Annotated in this window: 20 protein-coding genes, 6 pseudogenes and 1 riboswitch; of the genes and pseudogenes, 11 read left to right on the top strand and 15 right to left on the bottom strand. The window is 55.8% G+C overall.

Features of this window, described 5'->3' with window-relative positions; all coding sequences use genetic code 11:
• Window positions 1–13 precede the first annotated feature (13 nt).
• Window positions 14–1,284, top strand: a pseudogene (gene fabF, locus B8P98_RS13695) (beta-ketoacyl-ACP synthase II).
• 40 nt (window positions 1,285–1,324) lie between these two features.
• Here fabF and B8P98_RS30475 read toward each other — a convergent pair.
• Window positions 1,325–1,519 carry a hypothetical protein gene (locus tag B8P98_RS30475; protein ID WP_025712434.1) on the bottom strand — a complete coding sequence of 65 codons (195 nt, stop codon included), beginning with the start codon at window positions 1,517–1,519 and terminating at the stop codon, window positions 1,325–1,327.
• Here B8P98_RS30475 and B8P98_RS31660 point away from each other — a divergent pair.
• Window positions 1,433–1,779 (top strand): annotated as a pseudogene (locus tag B8P98_RS31660) (LysR substrate-binding domain-containing protein); the annotation flags it as partial. The gene B8P98_RS30475 and the pseudogene B8P98_RS31660 overlap by 87 nt on opposite strands.
• Before the next feature lie 201 nt (window positions 1,780–1,980).
• On the top strand, window positions 1,981–3,618 hold the full coding sequence (locus B8P98_RS30470) for a hypothetical protein (RefSeq protein ID WP_025712433.1): 1,638 nt from the start codon (window positions 1,981–1,983) through the stop codon (window positions 3,616–3,618).
• Between the two features lie 176 nt (window positions 3,619–3,794).
• Here B8P98_RS30470 and B8P98_RS13680 read toward each other — a convergent pair.
• Both B8P98_RS13680 and B8P98_RS13675 read right to left on the bottom strand, forming a co-directional pair.
• Window positions 3,795–4,034, bottom strand: a pseudogene (locus B8P98_RS13680) (SDR family NAD(P)-dependent oxidoreductase); the annotation flags it as partial.
• A gap of 268 nt (window positions 4,035–4,302) precedes the next feature.
• Window positions 4,303–4,953 (bottom strand): GntR family transcriptional regulator, encoded by a 651-nt coding sequence (locus B8P98_RS13675; RefSeq protein ID WP_025712431.1) that lies wholly within the window; start codon window positions 4,951–4,953, stop codon window positions 4,303–4,305.
• Between the two features lie 84 nt (window positions 4,954–5,037).
• On the opposite strand from B8P98_RS13675, the gene B8P98_RS13670 reads away from it, so the two are divergent.
• Window positions 5,038–6,240 carry an MFS transporter gene (locus B8P98_RS13670; RefSeq protein WP_025712430.1) on the top strand — a complete coding sequence of 401 codons (1,203 nt, stop codon included), beginning with the start codon at window positions 5,038–5,040 and terminating at the stop codon, window positions 6,238–6,240.
• A gap of 40 nt (window positions 6,241–6,280) precedes the next feature.
• Window positions 6,281–6,887, top strand: a pseudogene (locus B8P98_RS13665) (cysteine hydrolase family protein).
• A 45-nt stretch (window positions 6,888–6,932) separates the two neighbouring features.
• Here the strand turns inward: B8P98_RS13665 and B8P98_RS31655 are convergent.
• From B8P98_RS31655 to B8P98_RS13645, 5 genes and pseudogenes are all read right to left on the bottom strand, one after another.
• A pseudogene (locus B8P98_RS31655) lies at window positions 6,933–7,037 on the bottom strand (LysE family translocator); the annotation flags it as partial.
• Between the two features lie 110 nt (window positions 7,038–7,147).
• Window positions 7,148–7,768 carry a histidine phosphatase family protein gene (locus tag B8P98_RS13655; protein ID WP_071993263.1) on the bottom strand — a complete coding sequence of 207 codons (621 nt, stop codon included), beginning with the start codon at window positions 7,766–7,768 and terminating at the stop codon, window positions 7,148–7,150.
• A gap of 71 nt (window positions 7,769–7,839) precedes the next feature.
• Window positions 7,840–7,983, bottom strand: coding sequence for a hypothetical protein (locus B8P98_RS30945; RefSeq protein ID WP_042929342.1), 144 nt, complete (start codon window positions 7,981–7,983; stop codon window positions 7,840–7,842).
• 4 nt (window positions 7,984–7,987) lie between these two features.
• Complete coding sequence (locus B8P98_RS13650; RefSeq protein WP_004212106.1) at window positions 7,988–8,212, bottom strand: hypothetical protein; 225 nt, start codon at window positions 8,210–8,212, stop codon at window positions 7,988–7,990.
• 204 nt (window positions 8,213–8,416) lie between these two features.
• Window positions 8,417–9,184: an AraC family transcriptional regulator gene (locus B8P98_RS13645; RefSeq protein WP_095033130.1), complete on the bottom strand. Its 768-nt coding sequence runs from the start codon at window positions 9,182–9,184 to the stop codon at window positions 8,417–8,419.
• A gap of 109 nt (window positions 9,185–9,293) precedes the next feature.
• Between B8P98_RS13645 and B8P98_RS13640 the strand changes: the two genes are divergently transcribed.
• Window positions 9,294–10,085: a sulfite exporter TauE/SafE family protein gene (locus B8P98_RS13640; protein WP_025712427.1), complete on the top strand. Its 792-nt coding sequence runs from the start codon at window positions 9,294–9,296 to the stop codon at window positions 10,083–10,085.
• A gap of 88 nt (window positions 10,086–10,173) precedes the next feature.
• Here B8P98_RS13640 and puuE read toward each other — a convergent pair whose 3' ends face one another.
• From puuE to B8P98_RS13625, 3 genes and pseudogenes are all read right to left on the bottom strand, one after another.
• Window positions 10,174–11,106 (bottom strand): allantoinase PuuE, encoded by a 933-nt coding sequence (gene puuE / locus B8P98_RS13635; RefSeq protein WP_025712426.1) that lies wholly within the window; start codon window positions 11,104–11,106, stop codon window positions 10,174–10,176.
• Window positions 10,991–11,862, bottom strand: a pseudogene (gene hpxA, locus B8P98_RS13630) (allantoin racemase). The gene puuE and the pseudogene hpxA overlap by 116 nt, the downstream one beginning before the upstream one ends.
• Window positions 11,862–12,578, bottom strand: a complete 717-nt coding sequence (locus tag B8P98_RS13625) for a GntR family transcriptional regulator (RefSeq protein WP_095033129.1) — start codon at window positions 12,576–12,578, stop codon at window positions 11,862–11,864. The pseudogene hpxA and the gene B8P98_RS13625 overlap by 1 nt, the downstream one beginning before the upstream one ends.
• A 144-nt stretch (window positions 12,579–12,722) precedes the next feature.
• Here B8P98_RS13625 and B8P98_RS13620 point away from each other — a divergent pair, with 144 nt between their 5' ends.
• Together B8P98_RS13620 and guaD are read left to right on the top strand one after the other, a co-directional pair.
• Window positions 12,723–14,219: an NCS1 family nucleobase:cation symporter-1 gene (locus B8P98_RS13620; protein WP_025712423.1), complete on the top strand. Its 1,497-nt coding sequence runs from the start codon at window positions 12,723–12,725 to the stop codon at window positions 14,217–14,219.
• A 101-nt stretch (window positions 14,220–14,320) separates the two neighbouring features.
• On the top strand, window positions 14,321–15,631 hold the full coding sequence (guaD, locus tag B8P98_RS13615; RefSeq protein ID WP_095033128.1) for a guanine deaminase: 1,311 nt from the start codon (window positions 14,321–14,323) through the stop codon (window positions 15,629–15,631).
• 121 nt (window positions 15,632–15,752) lie between these two features.
• On the opposite strand, the gene B8P98_RS13610 is transcribed toward guaD, so the two are convergent.
• Together B8P98_RS13610 and B8P98_RS13605 are read right to left on the bottom strand one after the other, a co-directional pair.
• On the bottom strand, window positions 15,753–16,694 hold the full coding sequence (locus B8P98_RS13610; RefSeq protein ID WP_080897796.1) for a hypothetical protein: 942 nt from the start codon (window positions 16,692–16,694) through the stop codon (window positions 15,753–15,755).
• A gap of 117 nt (window positions 16,695–16,811) precedes the next feature.
• Window positions 16,812–18,062, bottom strand: coding sequence for a sensor domain-containing diguanylate cyclase (locus tag B8P98_RS13605; RefSeq protein WP_080897795.1), 1,251 nt, complete (start codon window positions 18,060–18,062; stop codon window positions 16,812–16,814).
• A gap of 394 nt (window positions 18,063–18,456) precedes the next feature.
• Here B8P98_RS13605 and B8P98_RS13600 point away from each other — a divergent pair, with 394 nt between their 5' ends.
• From B8P98_RS13600 to B8P98_RS13590, 3 genes are all read left to right on the top strand, one after another.
• Window positions 18,457–19,497, top strand: coding sequence for a LacI family DNA-binding transcriptional regulator (locus tag B8P98_RS13600; RefSeq protein WP_080897822.1), 1,041 nt, complete (start codon window positions 18,457–18,459; stop codon window positions 19,495–19,497).
• A gap of 191 nt (window positions 19,498–19,688) precedes the next feature.
• Window positions 19,689–20,612, top strand: a complete 924-nt coding sequence (locus tag B8P98_RS13595) for a TIM barrel protein (RefSeq protein ID WP_080924071.1) — start codon at window positions 19,689–19,691, stop codon at window positions 20,610–20,612.
• 13 nt (window positions 20,613–20,625) lie between these two features.
• The gene (locus B8P98_RS13590; protein ID WP_080924072.1) at window positions 20,626–21,798 is read left to right on the top strand and encodes a Gfo/Idh/MocA family protein; all 1,173 of its coding nucleotides are present in this window, start codon (window positions 20,626–20,628) and stop codon (window positions 21,796–21,798) included.
• Between the two features lie 37 nt (window positions 21,799–21,835).
• Here the strand turns inward: B8P98_RS13590 and B8P98_RS13585 are convergent, their stop codons facing one another.
• Both B8P98_RS13585 and B8P98_RS13580 read right to left on the bottom strand, forming a co-directional pair.
• The gene (locus tag B8P98_RS13585; protein WP_095033127.1) at window positions 21,836–22,942 is read right to left on the bottom strand and encodes a DUF4056 domain-containing protein; all 1,107 of its coding nucleotides are present in this window, start codon (window positions 22,940–22,942) and stop codon (window positions 21,836–21,838) included.
• 65 nt (window positions 22,943–23,007) lie between these two features.
• Complete coding sequence (locus B8P98_RS13580; RefSeq protein WP_025712416.1) at window positions 23,008–23,952, bottom strand: porin family protein; 945 nt, start codon at window positions 23,950–23,952, stop codon at window positions 23,008–23,010.
• A 519-nt stretch (window positions 23,953–24,471) separates the two neighbouring features.
• A riboswitch (TPP riboswitch) is annotated at window positions 24,472–24,573 on the top strand.
• The last annotated feature ends 51 nt before the right edge of the window (window positions 24,574–24,624 follow it).

Genomic DNA, 24,624 nt, shown 5'->3' with positions numbered 1-24,624 from the left:
AGGAGAGTTAACTATGGGCGTTTCCGTTAAACGCATTGTCGTCACCGGGATGGGGATTGTCAGCCCGCTGGGCTGCGGCGTACAGCACGTCTGGCAGTCGCTGCTGGCAGGAAAGTCAGGGATCACCCGACTCAGCGAGCAGCTGGTCGCGGATATTCCCTGCAAAGTGGCCGGCCAGGTGCCGTCCATTGACAGCGATCCGCTGCACGGCTTCGACCCGCTGGCGACCATCCCGGCGAAAGAGCGCAAAAAGATGGATCGCTTTATTGAGTTTGCGCTGGTCGCCGCCCGCGAAGCGCTGACCCAGGCCGGTTGGGCGCCGGCATCCGCGGCCGAACAGGAACGCACCGCCACGGTGATCGCCACCGGGATCGGCGGGTTCAGCGAGATCGCCAATGCGGTACATACCACCGACGCGGGCCGCGTCGCCTCTCGCCGTTCACCATCCCCTCTTTTCTGGCCAACCTGGCCGCCGGGCATGTCTCTATCGCCCACGGCTTCCGGGGCCCCATCGGCGCGCCGGTCACCGCCTGTGCGGCAGGCGCCCAGGCCATTGGCGATGCAGCGCGGATGATCCGCAGCGGCGAGGCGAATATCGCCCTCTGCGGTGGCGCGGAAGCGGCGATTCATCGCGTTAGCCTTGCCGGGTTTGCCGCCGCAAGGGCGCTGTCCAGCGCCTACAGCGACCAGCCGGAAAGCGCATCCCGCCCCTTTGACCGTGACCGCGATGGTTTTGTGATGGGAGAAGGCGCGGGGCTTATCGTAATTGAGTCGCTGGAGCACGCGCTGGCGCGCGGTGCCACGCCGCTGGCCGAGCTGGTCGGCTACGGCACCAGCGCAGATGCTTATCACCTGACCGCGGGCCCGGAAGATGGTAACGGCGCGCGTCGGGCCATGGAAACCGCCCTTCGCCAGGCCGGGGTGACCGCCGCAGAGATTGACCATATCAACGCCCACGCCACCTCAACGCAGGTCGGTGACAAGGGTGAGCTGGCGGCGATTAAAAATCTGTTTGGCGCCCATCCCGTCGCCATTACCTCGACGAAATCCGCCACCGGCCATCTGTTAGGCGCAGCCGGCGGGATCGAGGCCATCTTCACCATTCAGGCGCTGCGTGACCAGGTAGTGCCGCCGACGCTGAACCTGCACCACCCCGATGAAGAGGCGGCAGGCATGAACCTGGTGGCGCTGGAAGCTCGTCCACAGAAGATGCGCTATGCGCTGTCGAACGGTTTTGGCTTTGGCGGCGTTAACGCCAGCCTGCTGCTGAAACGTTGGGAATAATCATTCGCACCCCCGCGGGCACTGGTCGGCGGGGGACTTTTTACACTGGCGCCTGCTGATGGTCGTGGCGGATGATGGTAAAATCTTGTGCGCTACCGAGGAGATATGAAAGACCACGCCCGGCGCCACCAGACAGGCCATTGCCCAGTTGGAGTCCTTCCTGGGATTTCGGGTATTTACCCGTGAGCATCGACTCAACGGTATTATCGCTCTGGGTGACCAGATAGTTAAACATATCAGAAACATGCTTTCACAGTTGAATGCCATTCACGAACTGACTAACCAGGGCCGGAACGTAACTCGCGGACGCATTCGCCTGGCCAGTTTCTCCTCCGTGACGTCCACTTTGTTGCCCGGCCTGCTGCGCGACGTTAAGCGTCTGCATCGGTGTATCGACGTCATACTGCTGGTGGCTCTGACGAAGAAGTCGAAGAGTGGCTTGCCTCAGACACCGTCGAACTTTGGATGGTCATGAATCCCGTTCCCGAACGGGCAGTGAGTGTATAATCATAGCAAAGGCGCGGTTGCAACTCAGTAAAATGCCAAGTACGTAGTCAACCTCTGTAACTTAAATTGAGACGTGTGTTGTCAAAGTATTTTTATGGGGGTGTTTTTTATTATTTAATGGGGTGTTTGTATGTAGTCTGTTATGATACTATTATTGTCACAAAAAAATAAATGGCATTTAAGGAATATATGGCATACTATTTTGATTTTTGTAACGCTAGTGAGGCGCCAGATGAAAAGTTGGAACTTTTCATACGCGATTATAGTGAAGAAGAAAAACTGGATAACGCTTTGATCACCCAAGATGCTAATGTGTGTTTCTCATTTGCATTCTACTGTCAGCGCTTAAATCATCTCATTTCTATTTATAACGATACAAAATACGAACGGGTAAAATTGCTGATATTTCTGAGAAATAATGATATTAGACATCTAAATCATATTTTTTATAAATCACAATACTCAGAATACGTTATGCGGTTGATGGATTTTATTGAAATATTACGAAAAAAACTGAATATTAAATCACCATACATAAATGTAGTGGATGTTGTAATCGATAACATCACTGCAGAAATCGATGCATCCAATGGGGATCTTTCGGATGCTTCACACAGCTCAATGTTCTGCAATGCTCATAAACGCAGCTTTGGTTATGCATTTTTAGATAGAAGGATAAATTTTTATGTATGTGATAACTTAGGTAAACTCTATGAGGAAATAAAAGAAGCGAGCACAGCAATTCGTAGATGTGTCATCATTATTAATGATGACGTAAACAGCGACGTACTATCTAATTTATTTATCCGGTACCTTCCTGTTAAAATAGTCACTGTAAAAGATGGGAAGTGGAAAAAATGGATGGATAGTCGCTGCGGTTTCAGGTCAAGCTTCCAACAGATCATATATAAGTGCGAAAGAATACTCAAATCAAAAAAAAATATTGAGCCCGAATTTAAAAAACTTATCACTGAGTTGAATTCATGGCTCTACCATACACAAAATAAAGTTGAAGGTTATTTTCATAACTATTATACGCTGAGCGTAAAGAAGCGTGACTTCATAGCTATAAACAGCGCTATGAAAATCCTTTCGCATAAGGTGGCGAACACAACCTCATATTATTTTTATCGAGATTCAGAACTTATAGAAAAAGAGCTAAATGATCTTGGAGATGCACTGTGTTTTTATTTTGATCAATCAAATATGATTTATGAACTGCCCTCAACCATTTTAACAGGCATCCGATGTATCCGAGAAGACGCTAATCTTTACCGTATCGATGCAAAAACACTTTTTCAAGAAAATAACCTTAGCGCGGCTCTGAAGAATTGGTTAAATGCTCGTTTTACAGGGCATGACCTGGAAGCAAGAAGCGAAGAGAGTATTGGCAATGGACGAACTGATATCTCAATATTTTATAAGTCATCCCGGGTTGCCATCATTGAATCAAAATTGATACGTAGCCAGAGTGATAAGAACAACATAAAACAAAGCATCCAAAATGGTTTTCATCAGGTTTTTATCAAGTATTCGTCGTTTCTAAATCAAGAATTTCTTTTCCCGCCCAGTCTCTACCTCGTGATTTTCGCCTTCGACGCGGATTATAAGAAAATACGTGACCAGATTTTTAGTGTTATAAATGATCTTCAGCATGAACCAAGACTCCGTCTTATTGAAGGACCAAAAATATCTTCCACCTGTTACCGATACATCGCTTCCTGGTCAGCAGAAGACTCCGCTTGTGATAAGGTATTCATTGATATTGTACTGGCTGACCTGCGAGTTAACGATAATCTGGATCAGAAGCATGGACGTTACCGGTGAAATCAATATTTGGTAACAATAGTCATTCGGAATGGAAGAGGTAAAATGTCGGAGAATCCTCTCTAATATGTCCAATACGTCACGCATGACACTTAAATGCTGATTCCAATGACCTCCTTCGACTCGCCTCCAGGCGCTTGGCATGTACCTCACCAGAATTGATAACGAATACAATGCTTGTCAAAAGTTAACAACTGTGAAGAAAACTGAGAAAGGGATTCAGGTAGGGTTAAATCACAGAGATGCCCTTTCGCCATTCCGCCTTCAGCCGTGATGATACTGCAGGTTTTTTGAATATCATCAGCGCGCCTCGCGCAAAAATCCACCTCGACGCCTTCTCGCGCTAACCATACGCTCAGCGCCTGACCAAATCCCGTGCCACCACCGGTAATTACAGCTCTTTTACCTCTCAGCATCTTCATCCATCCTTTATTAATGATTAGGGGAGAATGTAGATATATATGAGGAAGCAGATTGACATCTTTCAGTTAGTGCCATTTTTTGACGGTAGGGATAAGTTGTACTGCTATATTTCCATCGCGCTCCTGTGGGCAAGCAACATCCGCTTCTGGCACTAGTCTGCCGTAAAGGGCAGCGAGGAGCGGACGAGCTAACGAAGGTGAAGATCCGCTGTGAGCGAAAAGCGGATTTTTGTCGTTCTGTCATCAAAACTGGCGACTTATATCAGGATATCGCAATCCCCCTCGCCCTCAGGCTACGTCTGCTTGAATTGATTGCCTCAAGAAGGCGGAGGCGGCTTTCGCACAGATGAATGGCGAGTAATTCTGCTGCCTTATCAGTATCCCGCGACCGAAGCGCAGCAATTATTTCTCGATGATCATCCCACGCGGGATTTGACGGTGCTTTGTCGAGCCATCGTGCCCGTGAAAGCCGGCGCAGGGCATCGCTTATCCCCTGGAAAATAAACGCATTCTGACAAAGACCGGCCAACTGGAGATGGAATTGTGTGCCAACATCGTCCATCACATCTTCTGACGCATCCACAGTATTCGTTTTTAGCAGGTTTTCCAGACCGTTAAGTTGTTCTTCTGTCATCTGGCTGGCAGAGAGTTTTAATGCCGCCACTTCCAGTACTTCCCGGTAAATACACAGCTGTTCAACTTCACTGACATCGATCGGTGCCACTAACCAGCGTAGCCCATCACGACAGACCAGCCCTTCTGACTCCAGCTTTTGTAATGCGGCACGCACAGGCGTACGTGACGCGTTAAACGTTGCTTCGGCCCAGCGCTCCGTTAACCGTTCTCCCGGCCCCAGCTCCATGTTAAGTATCAGTTTTCTTAATTGGTTTTCAACTTCTGATGCCTGGCTCATAACGACAATGTTCTCCCGCAAATTGACAGTAAGATGCGCAATCTATATGGTATCCCAATTTGGTATACCAAGAAAGAGTGTTCTATGACCCAATTCTATAACAGCTTCTGGCGGCGAAACCTGATTGTTTGCTTCATTGGCTCGTTCTCAACCGTCTTTGCAATGACCCTGATGCTGCCCTTTCTGCCTTTGTATGTCGAAGAACTGGGTGTTAGCGGGCATACAGCGGTCGTTCAATGGTCTGGCGTGGCATTCAGCGCAACGTTTATCACTGCCGGTTTGATCGCCCCAGTCTGGGGAAAACTCGGTGACAGATATGGACGCAAATCGATGCTCGTGAGAGCCAGCCTTGGCATGGCGGTTACTGTTTCGCTTATGGGGCTGGTGACAAATATATGGCAGCTGGTCGGACTCAGGTTGTTAGTTGGCCTGGCGGGAGGATACTCATCCGGCGCGACAATTCTTATCGCAGTTCAGGCTCCCAGAGAGCGTGCAGCCTGGGCGCTGGGGATTGTTTCATCGGGTGTAATGGCTGGCAATCTTGTCGGTCCACTTGCCGGAGGATGGCTCCCTGGTTTGATCGGTATTCGAACCACATTTTTCTGTGCAGGCGTACTGATATTTCTGTCATTTATCATGACCCTTACTCTCATTCGCGAAGAAGTGCAAAAGCCTGCGGATACAGTGGCAAAAGCAGGAGTGAGCTGGTCGCAGTTGCCTGCCCGTACTGTAATTATCTGCATGCTTTGCACCGGTCTGCTACTGATGCTGGCCAATATGTCGATAGAGCCCATTATCACAGTCTATGTGCGCACTCTCGTCAGCGAGGCTTCTCAGATAACGAAAGTGGCGGGATATGTGATGGCAGCAGCGGCGCTGGGCAGCATTATTTCCGCCTCATGGCTTGGAAAACTGGCGGACAGGATAGGACATTTACGCATTATCACGCTGGCGCTGACTGCGGCCGGTTTGCTGCTGATCCCTCAGGCATTTGTCACTTCCGGGTGGCAACTGATTGCCCTGCGTTTCCTTATGGGACTGGCGCTCGGCGGCTTATTGCCTTGTATTGCAGCAGTGATACGTCATCGTGTACCAGAAGGGATGGTGGGCAGCATTCTTGGCTATTCCGTCGCAGCGCAGTTCGCTGGCCAGTTCATCGGGCCACTGATGGGCGGCTTTGTCGGAGGGCATATCGGTATGCGAGCCGTCTTCCTGGCAACCAGCGGCATCCTGCTAGCCGGCGCTGCCTGGAACTTTAAAATACATCGCCAGTCAGCAACACGCTGACTGACTTCATTACTTTTCATCTGCAAATTTGGGAAATTTTATGCCAAATCAACTCAGTAACATCAGTAAAAACAGCGCGCTGTTGGTTATGGATTTTCAGACGATCATCCTTAACAATTTCCTCCCGCACGAAAGCGCTGGAAACGTTATCCGCAATACCGCATCGCTGATTGCCGCTGCGCGCACGGCAGGCGTACCGGTCATTTATGTCAGCGTCGGATTCCGCAAGGGGTATCCAGAGGTCAGCAAGAACAACACTATCTTCGCTTCGATTAAGGAGAATGGAATTTTTATGGCTGATAACGAGAGCACGGCAATTCATCCTGATGTTGCTCCGGCAGAAAATGAAGTCGTCATCGTCAAACGCAGAGTTGGAGCTTTCTCGTTTACTGAACTTGAGATGATCCTTCGTGCTCAAGGCATCGAAAACCTGATCCTTACGGGTGTGACTACCAGTGGTGTGGTGCTTTACACAGTCGGGCAAGCTTTTGATCTGGATTACCGCCTTATCGTTGTGAATGATTGTTGCGCAGATCCAGACCCTGACACCAATATATTTTTACTTGAAAAAGTGCTACCTCAACATGCTTTTGTTACCAGTTCCTCTGTAATATCAAAAGCCTGGGCATAAAACTATGAATTTCTGACGTCAAAATACGGGAGGATATAACCGGGGATCCCCAGTCATCTGAACGTCCGCTCCTGGTGGCGATAGTCAGCATCATGTCTGGCCCAGGAGAAATCTCCAGAAGCGTCAGTGCGAGAAGGAAAGTCATAAACGTTTCGATGGAAGGCATCCTGGTAGAGCCCGAAAACATATTTCCGCTACGTTACCTCCGTTCGATGCGGGCAAGAAGCGGACGTTGTACTTCAATCATCATCGATTTGAATGACAGCAAGGTAATGGCTAATCCAGGTGGCGTAAATGTGTCGCGATCCCCCAGCTTAGAACGGTACAGCTTCCATTAATCAGCTCGAAAACGGCGTAACTCGCATTGGGTTGTGCATAGCGGTGAAAATCATCCACAGATCCACTTTTTAACGTCGCAAGCACGCCCTGAATGACCTGCCCATGAGACACAATACATATTGTTCGATGATGATGTTTTTTTTCCAGACTGGATAAAAAATGTATCATTCGCTGCGAAGCATCTGAGAGAGACTCACCCCCTGGCGGACAATACTCTGCATCCAGGGTGAATAATGCTTCTGCGGCGTCCGGATTATTTTGCAGCAGCGCTACGGTTGTCATGCCTTCAAACTGACCAAAAGCCTGTTCTTTCAGAGCCGGTTCAGCTATCAGTGAACAATAAAAACGCTCAGCCAGGCGCTGTCCCATTTGCCAGGCCCGGCCAAGTGGAGACGCGTAAACACATTCTACCCGGTAATCACTCTCTGCAAACGCTGCCAATAAAGCTGATGTTTGACGCTCCCCACGAAGCGTCAATGCGCTATCACTGTGTCCCTGAATAATACCTTTTACATTCCATTCTGTTTCCGCGTGTCGAACCAGTATCACTTGCATCATTGCAGGGTCACATAAGCCGTTATTTGAAATGTTATCAACTAAAAACCCCCCTTTGATATGCAGGCAAGTTCTCAGCTCTCGACGAAAAACAGGAACAAGTGTAGCTGATAATGGTTATGTTCAGCTTCAGAAGTGACGCAGTTATCGACGTTAACGTCTGCTCTGGCACAGAGCGAACGCTTCCCCTTGTCGACGCGAAAAGCAACTCTGCCCATGCCTCTATCTCAGTAATACCTGTATCAGTTGCACGACGATATACACTCCCGCTATCACCTGTATGACCCGGAACCCCCATCTCAGATAGCGCCATTGATAACGTTCTCTGGCATCAGCCGCTTCAATGGCGGGCTCGGAACGTTTTCTTTTCCTGGTCCTGAACGTATCGAATCCCCACAGGACGAGAAGAAAGATGATGATAATTTTTTCAACGATAAGATGGTTCACAAAGAGAGACTCCAGTCTTCTCACGGTTACAGGCAGAATAGATAAACCGCCTTGAGGTAGCCACCACTAAATGTAGGGGGACCTGAAAACGCAAGCCAGGCATTCCGGGATTGTCTGTCTTATGACTGCGTTAACGCAAAGCAACGCCATAAAAAGCGACATTCATTTCCGACACATGCTGCCGCAGTCCCCTTCCCCGAAGCATCAGGCTGGATGATAAAACGACGGCGGCTGCCCGGTTACGCGGCGAAACATGGTGGCGAAAGAGGACGCATTGTCGTATCCAAGGGATAATGCCACGTCATTCACCGGTTTACCCGCTATCAACCATGCCAGGGCGCTCACCACGCAGGCTCGCTGACGCCAGGCGGAAAATGACAGGCCCAGCTGCTTCAGGAAATGGCGGCGAAAGGTGCTCTCGCTCATAAACAGCGCCCTGGCCCAGCGCGCGGCAGGATCATGAATAGAAGGATTAAGCAAAAAAGCCTGACAAAGCGCCAGCAGCGCCGGATGCTGCGGCAACGGAATATCAAATTCGCGGACCGGCATGGCGGCCAGCTCCAGCAACATCAACTGGATCAGCATGCGATCGCGTGGGCTGTCGTACAACGGCGGTAAATCCACAGCCTCAAGCAGTAGCTGGCGCAACAGCGGCGAGACGCTGATCACTTCGCAACGACGGTGTTTAATCAACGTGGCCACGCCATCTGGCTCTATATATAAGCTACGCGTGGTCACCCCCGCAAATCTGACGGCGTGCACGGTTTCAGGGGGGATCCAGACCGCGTGTTGCGGCGGAACCACCCATTCTCCGTCCTGCGTAGTGACATGCATCAGTCCGGTCGCGCCATACAGCAGCTGTGCACGACGATGCTGGTGCGGTGGCAGTATATACCCTTGCGCATAGTCATTGCCTAACGCCACCACTTCGCGATCGAGCCGATCGACCTCGTCAATTTTTACGTTGCGCACACCTGCCCCCCTCTGACCGATTTACAAAGGTAATTGAGCGCTACGCAAATGGGAAGCCGTACGCGACCGGTATAAGCTGCTCGCTCATTTTCAGGGCGGGGATATTCTCTTGAATGATATCGTTATTATTGCGCTGGCAGGCTTTACGACCGGCATTACCACGGTACTGTTCGGCTTCGGGGGCGGCTTTGTGGTGGTCCCCTTTGTCTATCACCTGATGCTCCGTCAGCCGGAACTCACGGGCAACGCCATGCATGTCGCAGTGGCCACCTCAACGGCGGTGATGATATTTAACGCCGGCTGGGTCAGCTATCGAAACTGGCGGGCGGGCAAGCTTGCCGTACAGACGTTGTTTCCGTTGTTGTGGTTTATTGCTATCGGGGCGGTGGTGGGTTCCTGTCTGGCGGGGATATTGAGCGAGAAGATCGTTCGCGCGCTGTTTATTCTCTATATGCTGGCCACCATCAGCGATTGTTTGTTGCGCAAAGGTTTCTTCAGGGGCAGCGCTCGGCGTCGGCTGTCCCTGCCAGTGGTCACCGGCGGCGGTATGGTTATCGGTATGATTGCCGCATTGCTGGGCGTGGGTGGCAGCGTCATGACGGTGCCCCTGCTACGGCGACACGGGTATGAGATGCAGGAGTGCGTTAGCGCTTCCAACCCACTTTCTCTGCCTGTGGCGCTATGCGGGGCTGTGACCTATGCCATCATTGGCTGGCACAGCATTCCGCTGGGCGGGTTTATTGGGTTTATCAGCCTGAAAATTTTAGGCCTGCTCGTCCTGACCGGCTGGGCCGGGATAGTGTTTAGCCGCCGGGCAATCCCTGCGGTATCTGATGTATGGTATGCACGCATCTATGTGCTGCTATTGTGCCTGGTGCTCCTCGCCATGCTCATCCAGTAATCACGATACATCGCGGTGAACCGGTGCGAGAGACCTGACCGGACGGTGCCCTCTCCCTGCGGAGAGGACCATGATAAAGGGCAGCAAGCTACCCGCGATACGGATGGACCTCGCGCCAGTGGTCGGCAATTTGCTGCCGGGTGCAGACCCACACCTTGTCGTGCTGCTGGATATAGTCAAGAAAACGCTGCAGCGCGCGGAAACGCCCCGGGCGCCCCAGCAGCCGGCAGTGCATCCCCACGGACATCATCTTCGGCGCGGTTTCACCCTCGGCGTACAGCACGTCAAAACTGTCTTTCAGATAGGTATAAAACTGCTCCGCGGTGTTGAACCCCTGGGCGGTGGCAAAGCGCATGTCGTTGGCGTCGAGGGTATAAGGCACGATCAGGTGCGGTCGCTGGCTGCCGTCGCTGCAGGCCACTTCGCTCCAGAAAGGTAAATCATCACCGTAATAATCGCTGTCGTACTCAAAGCCGCCGTGCTCCACCACCAGCTGGCGGGTGTTGGGGCTGTCGCGGCCGGTATACCAGCCGGTGGGCGGTTTGCCGAACAGGTCGGTTAACACCTGAACCGCTTTTTGCAGATGCGCGCGCTCCTCGGCAATATCCATGTGCTGATAGTGGATCCAGCGCCAGCCGTGGCTGACCACATCGTAATCCGCGGCCTTGATCGCCGCCACAATCTCCGGATGCCGCGCCAGCGCCATCGCCACCCCGAAAACGGTCAGCGGCAGCCCGCGCTGGCTGAACTCGCGATGGATGCGCCAGAACCCTGCCCGGCTGCCGTACTCATAGAGTGAATCCATCGACATATGGCGCGCCGGGTAGCTGGCGGCGCCGATAATATCGGACAGGAACTGTTCCGACCCCGCATCGCCATGCAGGACGTGATTCTCGGCGCCTTCCTCATAGTTGAGGACGAACTGTACCGCGATCCGCGCCCCGCCCGGCCAGCGCGCGTGCGGTGGCTGCCCTGCATAACCTCGCAGATCGCGAGGATAGTGTTCCTGGTTCTCTCCCATCTCCTGCCCCTTTTAAAATGGATTTAACGACTGAAACTGTCCGCTTAACGCTTTTTTCTCCGGAAACGCTAAGTCTCCGTGCTTGCTGGTCGCCAGCCCCAGCGCGACCAGCGATTCCACCATCTTCACCGCCGCGCTGACGCCATCGATCACCGGCACCCGCAGCTCGCGGGTCAGCTCCTGCGCCAGGGTCGCCATCCCGCCGCAGCCAAGGACAATCGCCCCGCTGCCGTCCTCTTTCAGCGCACGAATGCAGCGCTCACGCACTTTCTCCTGCGCCAGGCCGCTGCCGTCTTCCAGCGCCAGCACCGGCAAGTCAATGGCGTGCAGCGCCGCGCAGTGTTGATGAAATCCGTACTGGTGCAGCAAATGACGGGCGATGATCAGCGTGCGCGGCAGCGTGGTCACAATGGAGAAACGGGTGGCGACCATCGTCGCCATATGCATTGCCGCCTCCGCGATACCGATCACCGGCCCCTGGGCCAGCTCCCGCGCCGCCAGCAGCCCCGGGTCGCCGAAGCAGGCGATCACATGCCCATCCACCCCCTGCTCGCGTCCGGCCCTGATCTGCTCCAGCACGCCGACCGCCGCGATGGCTTCGTCAAAGTGGCCCTCAATTGACGGCACCCCGGCGCGGGGACAGACCGCAAGGATCTCGGTGCCCGGCGCAGCGACCACACGCGCGGCGGCGCCTATCGTTTCGGTCATCGCCAGGCTGGTGTTGGGGTTAATCACTTGTATACGAACGGAAGACATCACGACTCCTTGTGGCCGGCGAACAGCCGGGAAAAATCGGGCAGGCTGACGCCACCGCGCTCGAAGCACAGGCTGGCGACAATATGATCAAAATGGTGCATCAGCGCCTCGCTGAGCGGCTGCAGGGCTTTATCCCGTAGCAAACCCACCAGCTGCTGGTGATCGTCGCAACGGCAGCCCTGTCGCCAGGGAGCGCCCCAGGCGGCAATCACTAAAGAGGAGCGCTGGCTGAGGCGGGTCACCATCTCGGCGAGCACCGGGTTGCCGGAGATAGCCTGCAGCTGAATATGAAAGTCAGCGGAGTGGCGGATCGCCGCCGGGCCGTCGTTCGCCTCATGGGCCTGCTGTTCACGCTGAATAATGTTCTCCAGCGCCGCCAGATGCGGCGGCTGGCAGCGCGCGATCACATCCGGCAGATTAGCGACCTCAAGCAGCGCCCGGGTACGAAAGATCGCCTGGGACTCTTCCACGCTGGGGCTGGTGACGTGTGCACCACGTTTGGGCGTTAAGGTGACCAGTTGCACAGCGGCGAGTCGTTGCAGCACCTTTCTGATGCCGGTGCGACTCACGGCGAACACCTCCGCCAGCGCCTCTTCCGGCAGTTTGCTGCCCGGCGGCAACTGATGTTCGACGATGGCCGTCATCAGCGCCTGGTAAATGCTTTCGTCCTTGTCCTGCAGCGCTGGCGCGGCCTGGAGACGATGTTCATTATTCATTAACCCACTCCGGTTTCACTTATCGATAGCAGATCGTATACATAAAATTTATTTTTTGTATACAAGATTCATCATTCTGGCCTGGATCCTGCAATAGCCTCAGCAATCCATTTCACAGGGTTTTCATTCAGAGGAGCAGGTTTCATGCCACATTCATCCCACACGCAGCAGACGAAGACTCACGAGGCGGCCGCCAGCTACAGTCCGCGGCTATGTAATGACGATCTGGCGCCGACCCGCGACCAGAACTGGAGCTGGTACAATATCTTTTCATTCTGGATGTCGGACGTGCACAGCATGGGCGGCTACGTCGTGGCGGCGAGCTTCTTTACGCTTGGGCTGGCCAGCTGGCAGGTTCTGCTCTGCCTGCTGGTGGGCATCTGTATTGTCCAGCTGTGCGCCAACCTGGTGGCGAAGCCGAGCCAGATGGCCGGGGTGCCTTACGCGGTGATTTGTCGTCAGGCGTTTGGCGTTTTCGGCGCCAATATCCCGGCGGTGATCCGCGGGCTGATCGCCTTTGCCTGGTACGGCATTCAGACCTATCTGGCGGCGAATGCCCTGATGCTGGTCCTGCTCAAGTTCTGGCCCTCCCTTGCCTCGCTGACCAGCAGCAGCTTTCTCGGGCTGTCGCCCCTCGGCTGGCTGTGCTTCGCCACTATGTGGCTGCTGCAGGCGATGGTGTTCTGGCATGGCATGAACGCCATCAAACGCTTTATCGATATCGCCGGTCCGGCGGTTTATGTGGTGATGCTGGCGCTGGCCGGCTGGATTGTATACAAGACTGGTCTGGACGGTATCTCCTTTACCCTCGCCAGCAAATCCCTGAGCGCCGGCGAGCAGACCTGGCAGATGATCACCGCCACGGCGCTGGTGGTCTCCTACTTCTCCGGGCCGCTGCTTAACTTCGGTGACTTTTCCCGCTACGGCAAAAGCATGGGCGAGATCCGCCGCGGTAACCGCTGGGGACTGCCGTTTAACTTTCTGCTATTCTCGGTGGTTACCGTGGTGATTGTCTCCGGCACCCAGTCGCTGTTTGGCAAAATGATCACCGACCCGATCGAAACCGTCAGCCGCGTGGGTAACGATCTGGCGGTGGCCATCGGCCTGCTGACCATGATCACCGCCACCATCGGCATTAATATCGTGGCTAACTTCGTCTCGCCGGCCTTCGATTTTTCCAACTGCGCCCCGCAGAAAATCAGCTTCCGTACCGGCGGGATGATTGCCGCGGTGGGCTCGATACTCCTGACGCCGTGGAACCTGTTTAACTCGCCGGAGCTGATCCACTATACCCTCGACGTGCTGGGCGCCTTTATTGGCCCGCTGTTTGGCATCCTGATCGCCGACTTCTACCTGATCAAACGCGGCCGGGTGTCAGTGGACGATCTGTTTGACGATACGCCGCAGGGTAAATATTGGTACCGCAACGGCTTTAACCCGAAAGCGATTGCCGCCCTGCTGCCGTCGGTGGGCCTGGGGCTGATTATCAGCTTTATTCCGGCCCTGCATGAAGTGGCGAACTTCAGCTGGTTTATCGGCGTCTTCCTCGGCGCCACCACCTACCGCTGGCTGGCTCGCGACGAGCGCGAAGTGCAGGCGAAAGCTGCCTTCCGCTCCGGCGCGGTGGCGCAAAAAGAGTAACCTTCCCCTTCTGCCGCGGCGTCTGGCCGCGGCAGGCTGCAAACTGGCACCAATCTTGCTGTTTATCACTATTCCCAGAGCGTTAAGAGAAGGCAGGTTCGATGATGGATTACCAGACCGCAGTGCGCGGTGCATTTTTTGATATCGCCGGCGTGGCGGAGACACCGGATGAGGTGGCCGCCCAGGCCCGCTATCTCGATGATGGCCTGTTGTTCCTGCAGGAGGGGAAAATTATCGCCCTGCTGCCATGGCAGGAGGGGGAAGCCTTTCTGCATCCCCTGAAGGGCTATGTCGATCTGAGGGGTAAGCTGCTGCTGCCGGGGTTCGTTGATGCCCACGTTCACTATCCGCAGACCGAGATGATCGGCGCCTTTGGCGAACAGCTGCTGGAGTGGCTCACCACCTACACCTTCCCGGTGGAGAGCCAGTTTGCCGATGCGGAGTATGCCCAGGAGATAGCGCAGTTTTTTGTAAATCAGCTGATAAGCCATGGCACCACCACCGCGCTGGTGTTTTGTACCCTGCATCCGGCATCGGTGGAGGCGTTATTCAGCGAAGCGCTGCGCCTCAATATGCGCCTGATCGCCGGGAAAGTGATGATGGATCGCCAAGTGCCCGACTACCTGTGCGAAACCGCCGGGGAGAGCTACGAGCAGACCCGGGCGTTGATCCGCCGCTGGCATCAGCGCGGCAGGCTGGGCTATGCCATCACCCCGCGCTTTGCCCCCACCTCGACCCCGGGGTTGCTGGAGGCGGTGCAGCGCCTGCGGGCCGAGTTTCCCGACACCTGGCTGCAGACGCATCTCAGTGAAAACCGGGAGGAGATCGCCTGGGTTAAACAGCTGTGGCCTGAGCATGCGCGCTATCTGGATGTCTATCATCACTATCAGCTCACCGGCGAACGCAGCGTCTTCGCTCACGGGATCCATCTCGATGATGCCGAGTGGCAGTGCCTGCATGACACCGGGTCCGCAGTCGCCTTCTGCCCGACGTCGAATCTGTTTCTCGGCAGCGGGCTGTTCCGCCTGCCCGCCTGCTGGCAGCACCAGGTGCGGATGGGCATCGGCAGCGACGTCGGAGCCGGGACCACCTTCAGCATGCTGCGGACGCTGGGCGAGGCCTACAAGGTAGGACAACTGCAGAGCTATCGCCTGCGCGCCAGCGAGGCCTTCTATCACGCCACCCTTGGCGGGGCGCGCGCCCTGCGGCTGGAGGAGAAAATTGGCAATTTTCAGCCGGGCAAAGAGGCGGATTTTGTGGTGATTGACCCGGCGGTCACTCCGCTACAGCGCCTGCGCATGGGCCGCTGCCATGACATTTATGAGCAGCTGTTCGTGCTGATGACCCTGGGAGATGAACGCAATATCAGCGAGACGTGGGTGAATGGCGAGCGGGTGTGGTGTCAGGATTGACCCTCACCCTGGCCCTCTCCCAAAGGGAGAGGGAACCATCCGGTCATCGTTGCGACGCTGGCACGCCTCCAGGTCCTCTCCCGGGGGGCCTGTGAATTGCCTGGCACCAGAATTTGGGTCATCAAAAACTCATTGCCAGGCCAACGCCGTAGCCTGTGGTGTTATTGCCGAACATGTAGCGCGCCACCAGCCGGGTGCGGGTGATAAAGACCGGGTATTTACTGCTGTCCAGCTCGAGGCCAATTCCCAGCGAGGTCAAACCGGTAAAGCCCAGCGCCCCTCGCTGATCGCCGAGAAATTCGGTATGCGCCCCCTCCAGGACGTAACGCAGCGGGTTACCCAGCAGCGTCCAGTCGGCAATTGGCGCGCGGCGGCGCAGATACAGGCCAAGATTCTCCGCGCTGGCCTCCCCCTGCACCACCTCGGCGCTGCTGTTGAAGCTTTGCAGATGCATATAGGAGTAACGCAGTTCGGCATCAATATCCTGGGTGGCGGAGAAGCGTTCGTAATCCAGCATCAGCGCCCCGCCCAGCCCCCAGGCGTTGAACCGTCCGCCGTCAAGAAATTGCAGCTCGGCGTCGGTCTTTCGCTCAATGGCCCAGCTACCGATACGCGCATCGCTGGCCAGGGTGCCAAGCATCACATTGACAATCGGCCGCAGCACCAGGTTACCGCCGAGGCTGTCCCGGTGCAGCGAAAAATCCCAGCCGACGCCGCCGGTGGTGGTCAGACTGTTCCATTTGGTCGGCACATTCCGCGTCTGTTCGCCATTGCTGACCACAAAGCGCGGGTCGTAACGACTGTAGCCCAGGGTGCCTTCGAGATACAGTGGAAAAGCATCGCTCAGCGTTGCCCCGCCACCAAACTGGGTCATGGTCAGGTTATGTTTGTCATTGCTCCCGGAACCGATGTTGAGATCGCTGGCCGTTACGTCGGGGACCACGGTATAGCTCATCAGCGTCAATACCGCGTCAGCACGCTGTTTGATGGCGTGACCGTCCGCCGCCAGTATTGCCGGCGCAGAGAGAGAAACTACCGACAGGAGAACCAGAACACGCACCATAAGTCGTTTGCCACCTTAGCCCAGGCTTACGCGATGACCGCCCAAACCGGCAGGCTGGACTCCCTTAGTATAGTTGCGAGTCTGCCTGAGCATCAGGCGAAAAACATACTCCTGCCCTTATTCTGATCGCCCGACAGGCACTGCCACGCTTTCCAAGGGTAACCGCGTCACCCGGTTGCGCCCGTCATTCTTTGCCGCATACAGCGCTTTATCGACGCGGGAAAACAGCTGATCGACCGCTTCACCCTCATGATGTTCAGCCACGCCGATGCTGACGGTCACCGACAGGGTCTGGTACTCGCTAACCGCCTGGCGGATCCCCTCCGCCAGTATCAGCGCGCGGGCGATCGGCGAATGGGGTAAAAAGAGCAGAAACTCCTCCCCGCCCCAGCGATAAATTTTATCTTCGCGGTCGACCGATGTTTCCAGAATGCGGGAGATAACCAGTAAGACTTCATCCCCTTTTTGATGCCCGTGAATATCATTAATGCTCTTGAAATGATCGATATCGATCAACAGCAGACAAAATCCCCGCGCAATAAATGTGGGCGCCTCGACCAGGCGATAAAATTCGCGGCGATTAAGTAACCCGGTTAGCGGATCGTGGGCGGCCGAGAATTCCAGCTCTTTTTTCAGATGCACTTCTTCGGTGATATCGTGAATGATGCATAACATCAGACGAATATTATACAGCACCACCGGCCCGGCATAGGTCTGGACATGGCGCAGTGAGCCGTCCGCCAGAATATGAGTAAAATTAAGCGGCTTATGCCCGCCGGGCATATTGGCAATATTATTCATAATGGGGATCACGTCCCGGCCAAGGGTATTAATTTGCCAGGTATGTTTGTTGCGCATTTCCTCATCGGAATAATGATAAAAACGCAGCGCCGCAATATTAGCATCCACAATCCGGCCATCTTTATGTGGGTCGATTAACAGCATCGGCGCGGTGTTGGTCATAAAAAATCGGGCAAAAAAGCCATTATTGCGCCGCTGGTAGCGGCGAGAGCCGGTATGAATAGACTGATTTTGCGCAAGAAGCTTCACCGCCTCAAACAGCAGCAAGCAACCGCAGTCCTCGGTATCAATCAGGGTGGTTTTGCAATATACCGACTGCAATCCATTGGCGGTGGGTAGCGTCCAGACTTCAAATACCTCGGTCATGGTGTCGAGATAACGAAGATAATGCTGCAGCTGTGTTTCCGGGCAGGTGGAATAGATACCGTTACGCATCTCATTGAGCGACATCTCGCCGCTCAAGGTCCGGGAAGCCTGATTGGCATAGACCACGCTTTCATTAAAAGGATGGACTACCCATATCGGGGTACTTAATACATCAAAAACAGCCAGCTCTTTGAATAACATACAGGCCCCAAACCGACCAATCCCCCGCCGGAACAACACATTTCCGGTGCTCCCCCTGACGCTGGCATAAAGTGAAAACAAAACGAAATCGAATAACCTTCATTACGCGCGTGCGCGGCAAGTATAGTCGGTTATACGCCCAGCGGAGACCCGTGAGGGTGACTTTGCACACGCTTTAGCCACCCGGGTACGATAATTCCTTTATTATTAATTTTATTTCAACAGCATAGCTGCAATGCCAGAACTGGTAGTCGCTTTTGATCACAGACTGTGATCCCGTCATATTGCAGGCTGGCTGCGCATGCGTTTTATCGCTGCCGCAGTGGCTGCCCTTTTGCAGGCAGAACAATCGTGATAGTTTCTATCATACCTCTCATTCTCAATGGCCATCACGGTGAAAAAAACTGCCAGCAAAATCACCCTTGCCGACATCGCTCGTGAAGCCAATGTCGGTATTGCCACCGTCGACCGGGTGCTCAACAAGCGCGCGGCGGTGAAGGAATCCACAGCATACCGCGTGCGGGAAGCCGCCCAACGGCTGGGGTTTACCCTCGAGCAGCCCCACTATCGTCTGGCTGCCGGCAAAGCGCCGGTCACCATCAGAATGGGCTTTATTCTGCTGCAGGAGAGCCACTCCTTCTATCTGCCGCTGGCCCGGGCACTGACGCGGGAAGCCGCGCCGTGGCTGCCCGCTGACCATACCCCGGTGATACTGCATTTTGCCATTGATGCGGTGGAAGCGATGGCCCAGGCTATTCACCGGCTCAGCGACGAGGTGGAAGTATTAGGCCTGGTGGCGCTGGATCATCCGCTGATTCGCCACGCCGTGGCCCGGGCCGCCGCCCGCGGCGTTCGCGTGTTCACCCTGCTTTCCGATCTGGCAGTCCCCCAGCGCAGCGGGTATATCGGCCTCGATAATCAAAAAGCCGGGCGCACCGCCGCCTGGTTTATCGAGCGCTTATGCCGCGGGGATGGCGAAATTGGCATTATCATTGGCGATAATCGTTTTAGCTGTCAGGAAAGCTGTGAGATCAGCTTCCGTTCCTGCCTGCGAGAACAAGGCATGGGGCAGCAAATCCTTGAGCCGGTTCGCAGCCATGAACGGGCGGATATCGCCAGGACCGTGACAGAACAGATGCTGAGTCAATACCCGACCCTGCAGGCGATCTACGCCCCCTGCGGCGGCGTCGAAGGCATCGTCGACGCGCTGCGGGACAGCGGCCGTCAGCAGGAAGTCACCCTCGTCTGTCACGGCCCGCTCAGCGACAGTGAGCTGGCTCTGATCGACGGCACCATTGATATCATTCTCAACCACCGGCTGGATGGGTTTGCCGCGGCTACGCTACGCGCGATGACCGAGGCCGTTGCGCGTCCGCGCAGTGAAGTGATTTCTCTGCCTCAGCCTTTCGATATCATCACCAAAGAAAATATGTGAATCCCCGCCCCGTGGCCGAGGGGGCCTGTTGGCGTCCGGGCCGCGCGCCTGCTTGTTTTGATAAAAAACTATCAAAAAAGCCATCAAACAAAACCATGACGATTATCATAAAATTAACATTCCATCGTTGTTGATAATGAAATTTTCATTCAATACTCAGCGGCATCCCTTGTGAGAAAAAGGAAGCCGACATGACACATCCTATCGCCAATGCCCCCTGCAGCTGGGGCGTCGATGACCCGAAAAACCCTGACCTGCCCGCCTGGCGCACCGTGCTGAAGGAGGCGGCGCAGGCAGGCTATCGCAGCATTGAACTGGGCCCGTGGGGCTATCTCCCCACCGATCCGGCCAGCCTGCGCGCGGCCCTGGAGCAGCAGCAGTTGTCGCTGGTCGCCGGGACGCTCTTTGACGATCTGGTGAGCGAGGCTCATTTCCCCACGCTGGTGGCGCTGACCCATCAAATCTGCCGTAACCTGTCGCAGGTTCCCTCCGCCGAACCGATCCCGGGGCACCCTTTCCAGCCGCCGTATCTGGTGATTATCGATTTCGGCAACCCTGAGCGGGCACGTTTCGCCGGGCGCGGCGCGCTGGCTCCGCGCCTCGATGATAGCGACTGGCAGCGCATGATGAAGCACATTACCGCCCTCAGTACTCTGGCCTGGCAGGAGTACGGTGTGCGCGCGGTTATCCATCCCCACGCCGGGGGCTGCATTGAGTTTGCCGATGAGATCGAGCGGCTGGCCAACGATATCCCGCACGATGTCGCCGGGTTGTGTCTGGACACCGGGCATCTCTATTACGCCGGGATGGATCCGCTCAACTGGCTGGATCGGTATTACGACCGCCTGGACTATCTGCACTTTAAGGATGTCGACCCACAGGTTTATCAGCGCGCTCTCCATGAGGGCATCGACTTCTTCACTGCCTGTGCCGAAGGGGTAATGTGCCCGCTCGGCAGCGGCGCCATTGATTACCCGACCATTAAAGACTTTCTTGCCCGCCGGGGCTATCAGGGCTGGATAACCATTGAACAAGAGCGTGACCCGCGCCATGCCGCAGGCAGTCTGCAGGCGGTCACGGAGAGCCTGCGCTATCTGCGCGGCGTTGGATTCTGACAGGAGACACGAGATGATTAACGGTTTAAAACCTCTCGACCGCACCCTGCGCTGGGGCATGGTTGGCGGCGGCGGCAGCAGCCAGATCGGCTATATTCACCGCTCAGCGGCCCTGCGTGACAACACATTTGCGCTGCTGGCTGGCGCGTTTGATATTGATGCCGAGCGCGGACGCCAGTTTGGCCAACAGTTGGGGGTGGATCCCGACCGCTGTTACGCCGACTACCAGAGCCTGTTCCGCGGCGAAGCCGCCCGGCCTGACGGCATTCAGGCAGTGTCGATTGCCACCCCGAACAATACCCATTATGCCATTTGCCGGGCAGCGCTGGAGGCTGGCCTGCACGTGGTGTGCGAAAAGCCGCTGTGCTTTAGTAGCGAAGAGGCAGACGAGCTGGTGGCCCTCAGCCAGCGGCAGCACAAGATCATCGGTGTGACCTACGGCTATGCCGGCCACCAGCTGATCCTGCAGGCCCGGCAGATGATCGCCGACGGGCTGCTGGGGGATATTCGCATCGTCAATATGCAGTTTGCCCACGGTTTTCACGCCCAGCCGGTGGAGCTGGAAAACGCCAGCACCCGCTGGCGGGTCGATCCCCGCTTCGTCGGCCCCAGCTATGTGCTGGGCGACCTGGCTACCCACCCGCTGTTTTTGGTCGAAACCATGGCTCCGCAGCTGAACATTACCCGGCTGATGTGCGCCAGACAAAGCTTCGTTAAAAGCCGCGCTCCGCTGGAAGATAATGCCCATGTGCTGATGGAGTATGACAACGGGGCCGTCGGCTCGCTGTGGAGTTCCGCTGTCAACTGCGGCTCTATGCACGGGCAAAAGGTGCGTATCGTCGGGGAAAAAGCCAGTCTCGAATGGTGGGATGAGCAGCCCAACCAGCTGCGCTACGAGGTTCAGGGCGAACCGGTGCGCATTCTGGAGCGCGGCATGGACTACCTTGATCCGCTGGCACGGCAGGATGACCGCATCGGCGGCGGTCATCCGGAGGGGCTGTTTGAAGCCTGGTCGAATCTCTATCGCCGCTTCGCCATCGCCATGGATGCCGCCGACCGTCGCGACGAAGCGCTGCTGGCCGACTTCTGGTATCCGGACGCCCGCGCCGGGGCGTTCGGCGTCCGCTGGGTAGAAAACTGCGTCCGCTCTGCCGACAACGGCGCCTGCTGGGTCGACTTTCGCTAACTCGCTGGCTCAGGGCGCTCGCCCTGAGCCTTTGACGCTATTTTTCAATGCGCGCCAGCTGGGTCTTATCCGCCTCCCGGGCGCGATCCGCCAGCCCCTGAAACGCTGCGGCGCCATAATAGGGCGCGGGAACCGGCAGCGCCTGCATATCGTGCCCGGGGTAGATCTGCAGTTCGCCGAGATCGCGTAAGCGGAATCCCCCCACCTGCGCCGGCATGGTCAGGCGATACGGCGGCAGGGTTTCGAACGGGATCGGCGTCGGTAGCCGGTTTTCCTGCAGATCGTAGTTACGTTTCAGCACCAGGAACTTATCCGGCACCCGCCGGTGACTGTTCCACCAGTCGCCATCGATCCGCTGGAACATCGCTTCTGTCTCCCCTAGCGTAGCCACCAGCAGCCGGGTCAGCGCCTGTTTCAGCGCCACATCCATGGCCTGGTTATACGCTTCCACTGAACCACCGTGGCCGCTAAGGATCACGTTTATCGCCAGCCGGGCGCCGAGTAAATTGGAGTAGAGATCTTCCGGCGAAAAAGCGGAGATCTCCTCAGAGAACCCGGGAACCGACTGGAAACCATACCACTGGGCGATTTCGTGCCATTGCGCAATTTCAAAGGCCAGATGCCCGGCCAGCCAGGCCGCCAGCTGATAGCGCTGCCTGACGCCCGCCGGCGGCGTAAAGGCATTCAGCTGAACGCGGCGTACGCCCAGCTCTTCACTGTAGAAGATCCGCCCCGCCTGGCCCAGCGTCGGCGCAATACGATTGAACAGATAGAAGGTGTAGTCCGCCGTATCGCGCACATGGGCGATATCAATAAACCCGCCGCGACGGGTATAGATGAGCCCGTTCTGCTCCTCGCTGAGCCCGAGCAGGTTTTTCACCGCCCCGAACGCGCTGTCGTTGTAATGGTGCTTGCCCAGCGTATCCAGGGTCAGCACATTGCCAATCTGGTATACCGGGATCGGGATGCCCACCGCGCGCACGTGCAGGTCGTAACCAAAAGCGCAGCACGGTCGCAGCGACTCCGGCGGCGGCAGCTCACCCAGGGTGGGCACCGGATGGATCGCCGTCACAGCGGGCAGCACCGGATCCTGCGCCAGCGCCGGCAGCGACAGTGCAAACAACAGCCATAAGGCTTTACGCATCAACAGCCTCTCCACAACAACAAAAGAGCGCGCATCTTACCGGCAGATGGCGCCAGCAGTTTTAGTTAAAAACGGTATTCACCGGAGACAAAGAAGCTATTGCGCTCGTTAAAACCAAATTCAGTCAGCACGTTAAAGTTTTTGGTGACTTCATACTGGGCGCCAATCAGCATATTCCAGGGTGAGGTTAGCTTCTGCTTGACGTCGAATTTCCCCTCGCCGTCTTTGTTGACTGCGGCAATCAGGGGCTGAAGCTCTGGCGGCATATGCAGGTCGGCCAGATCGCCTTTAAACTCCTGCTGCACGTCCTGATACATGCTCCCGACCCACAGGCTGAGGTGGGACGGCCCGTCGATCCCCTGAAAACTGAAGCGGTAGCCGACGCGCGGCGAGACGGTGACCGCCGAGATGCTGCCGTCGAGAATATCGAAATCGGTACGGGTGTAGTTAGTGTCTACTAACCCGAACCAGTTGCCGTATCCCCCGGCGAGCGTAAAGCCGGTTCCCCAGGTGGTTCCTTTGAAATCAAGCGTAAAATCAATATTCTGCAGTTTTCCACTCTGATAAAGCTGATGAACCGCGCCGGCGATCGCCCGGTCCAGGCCACGAAACTGCGAGGGATCCGAATCCACAGAGACCTGAGAGACGGACGATCCGCGGGTATGCCCCACCAGCCCGTAAACGTTGAGAAACGGAAAGACCCACATGTCGAGACGCAGGTTTTCCGTTTTGCTCTTCTCACGGGTATGTCCAGCATCGATGGCGAACATATCGCTGGGGATAGGATGGTTACCGAGCTTAAGCCCGGAAAAGGTAATACTGTCGACCATGATATCCTGACGGATATTCATATAGCTGAGGTTGACGCCGTAGGGTAACGGAATCGAGTACCCCCTGGCGCGCGCCTCATCGCCCCAGATCGGAAAATAGCTGTCGTTCTCGTCGGGTTCCGCGGCCGACGCGCCACAGGTCGCCAACAGCAGCGTCAACACCGCTCCGGATGCTCTCATTGTTATTCTCATCTATCGTTAGAAACCCGAGCCGATATTGAAACAGACCGCCTGCGCCACCGCTGGCTGCTCCCATTGTGTATCCGTCGTCTTCGCCCCCACAAATTCCTGCAGGACTCAGCGCGAGGTTTGCGCCGTGGCCGCGCAGTCCCTCTGATAGCGATAGCGCGAGACAGGGACAGGCCATCGGCATCAGATGGGGATATCGAACATGCCATCTTGCGCATCGAAGCGATCGGCGACATCCCAGGCGCACAGAGCAGGAAAATCAGCGCCAGCGGGGACAGCGGGAATTTCATGCTCACTCCGGGGCTGTGGGGCGCGCACGACATGCGTGGCGAACAGGATTAACGCAACAGGATAATGAAAATATAACGTAAGCAGATAAAACCCACCAACGCGTAGCTGCCTGTTTTTCAGCTATTTTTAAACGAAAAAGTGCTGGCCATCACAGAAAACCGCGTTTGCTTTGCCGCCCGGCGCGGTGATTGTATTCAGAAGGTGAATGTCGTATAACATAGCGCTACCGAGGGGTGTCCCGTGAGGGCTGAGATGGCGTAAGCCGAACCCTTTGAACCTGATCTGGGTCATGCCAGCGAAGGGACGGGTCGGCAATTTTGCCAGCATTACCGCCATTGCCTGTTCACACCCCTGCACGCCCGGATCTCCCCT

It is taken from the genome of Klebsiella quasivariicola, from assembly GCF_002269255.1.
GTDB classification, from domain to species: Bacteria; Pseudomonadota; Gammaproteobacteria; order Enterobacterales; family Enterobacteriaceae; genus Klebsiella; species Klebsiella quasivariicola.
The sequence above is the reverse complement of the archived record's forward strand: the minus strand, read 5'-3'. Positions and strand labels throughout refer to the sequence as shown.

Bases quoted from the DNA above. Each gene is read 5' to 3' on its own strand.
- B8P98_RS30475 (WP_025712434.1), bottom strand. From the start codon at position 1,519: ATGTTTAACTATCTGGTCACCCAGAGCGATAATACCGTTGAGTCGATG.
- B8P98_RS30470 (WP_025712433.1), top strand. From the start codon at position 1,981: ATGGCATACTATTTTGATTTTTGTAACGCTAGTGAGGCGCCAGATGAA.
- B8P98_RS13675 (WP_025712431.1), bottom strand. From the start codon at position 4,953: ATGAGCCAGGCATCAGAAGTTGAAAACCAATTAAGAAAACTGATACTT.
- B8P98_RS13670 (WP_025712430.1), top strand. From the start codon at position 5,038: ATGACCCAATTCTATAACAGCTTCTGGCGGCGAAACCTGATTGTTTGC.
- B8P98_RS13655 (WP_071993263.1), bottom strand. From the start codon at position 7,768: ATGATGCAAGTGATACTGGTTCGACACGCGGAAACAGAATGGAATGTA.
- B8P98_RS30945 (WP_042929342.1), bottom strand. From the start codon at position 7,983: ATGGGCAGAGTTGCTTTTCGCGTCGACAAGGGGAAGCGTTCGCTCTGT.
- puuE (WP_025712426.1), bottom strand. From the start codon at position 11,106: ATGGGAGAGAACCAGGAACACTATCCTCGCGATCTGCGAGGTTATGCA.
- B8P98_RS13625 (WP_095033129.1), bottom strand. From the start codon at position 12,578: ATGAATAATGAACATCGTCTCCAGGCCGCGCCAGCGCTGCAGGACAAG.
- B8P98_RS13620 (WP_025712423.1), top strand. From the start codon at position 12,723: ATGCCACATTCATCCCACACGCAGCAGACGAAGACTCACGAGGCGGCC.
- guaD (WP_095033128.1), top strand. From the start codon at position 14,321: ATGATGGATTACCAGACCGCAGTGCGCGGTGCATTTTTTGATATCGCC.
- B8P98_RS13610 (WP_080897796.1), bottom strand. From the start codon at position 16,694: ATGGTGCGTGTTCTGGTTCTCCTGTCGGTAGTTTCTCTCTCTGCGCCG.
- B8P98_RS13605 (WP_080897795.1), bottom strand. From the start codon at position 18,062: ATGTTATTCAAAGAGCTGGCTGTTTTTGATGTATTAAGTACCCCGATA.
- B8P98_RS13595 (WP_080924071.1), top strand. From the start codon at position 19,689: ATGACACATCCTATCGCCAATGCCCCCTGCAGCTGGGGCGTCGATGAC.
- B8P98_RS13590 (WP_080924072.1), top strand. From the start codon at position 20,626: ATGATTAACGGTTTAAAACCTCTCGACCGCACCCTGCGCTGGGGCATG.
- B8P98_RS13585 (WP_095033127.1), bottom strand. From the start codon at position 22,942: ATGCGTAAAGCCTTATGGCTGTTGTTTGCACTGTCGCTGCCGGCGCTG.
- B8P98_RS13580 (WP_025712416.1), bottom strand. From the start codon at position 23,952: ATGAGAGCATCCGGAGCGGTGTTGACGCTGCTGTTGGCGACCTGTGGC.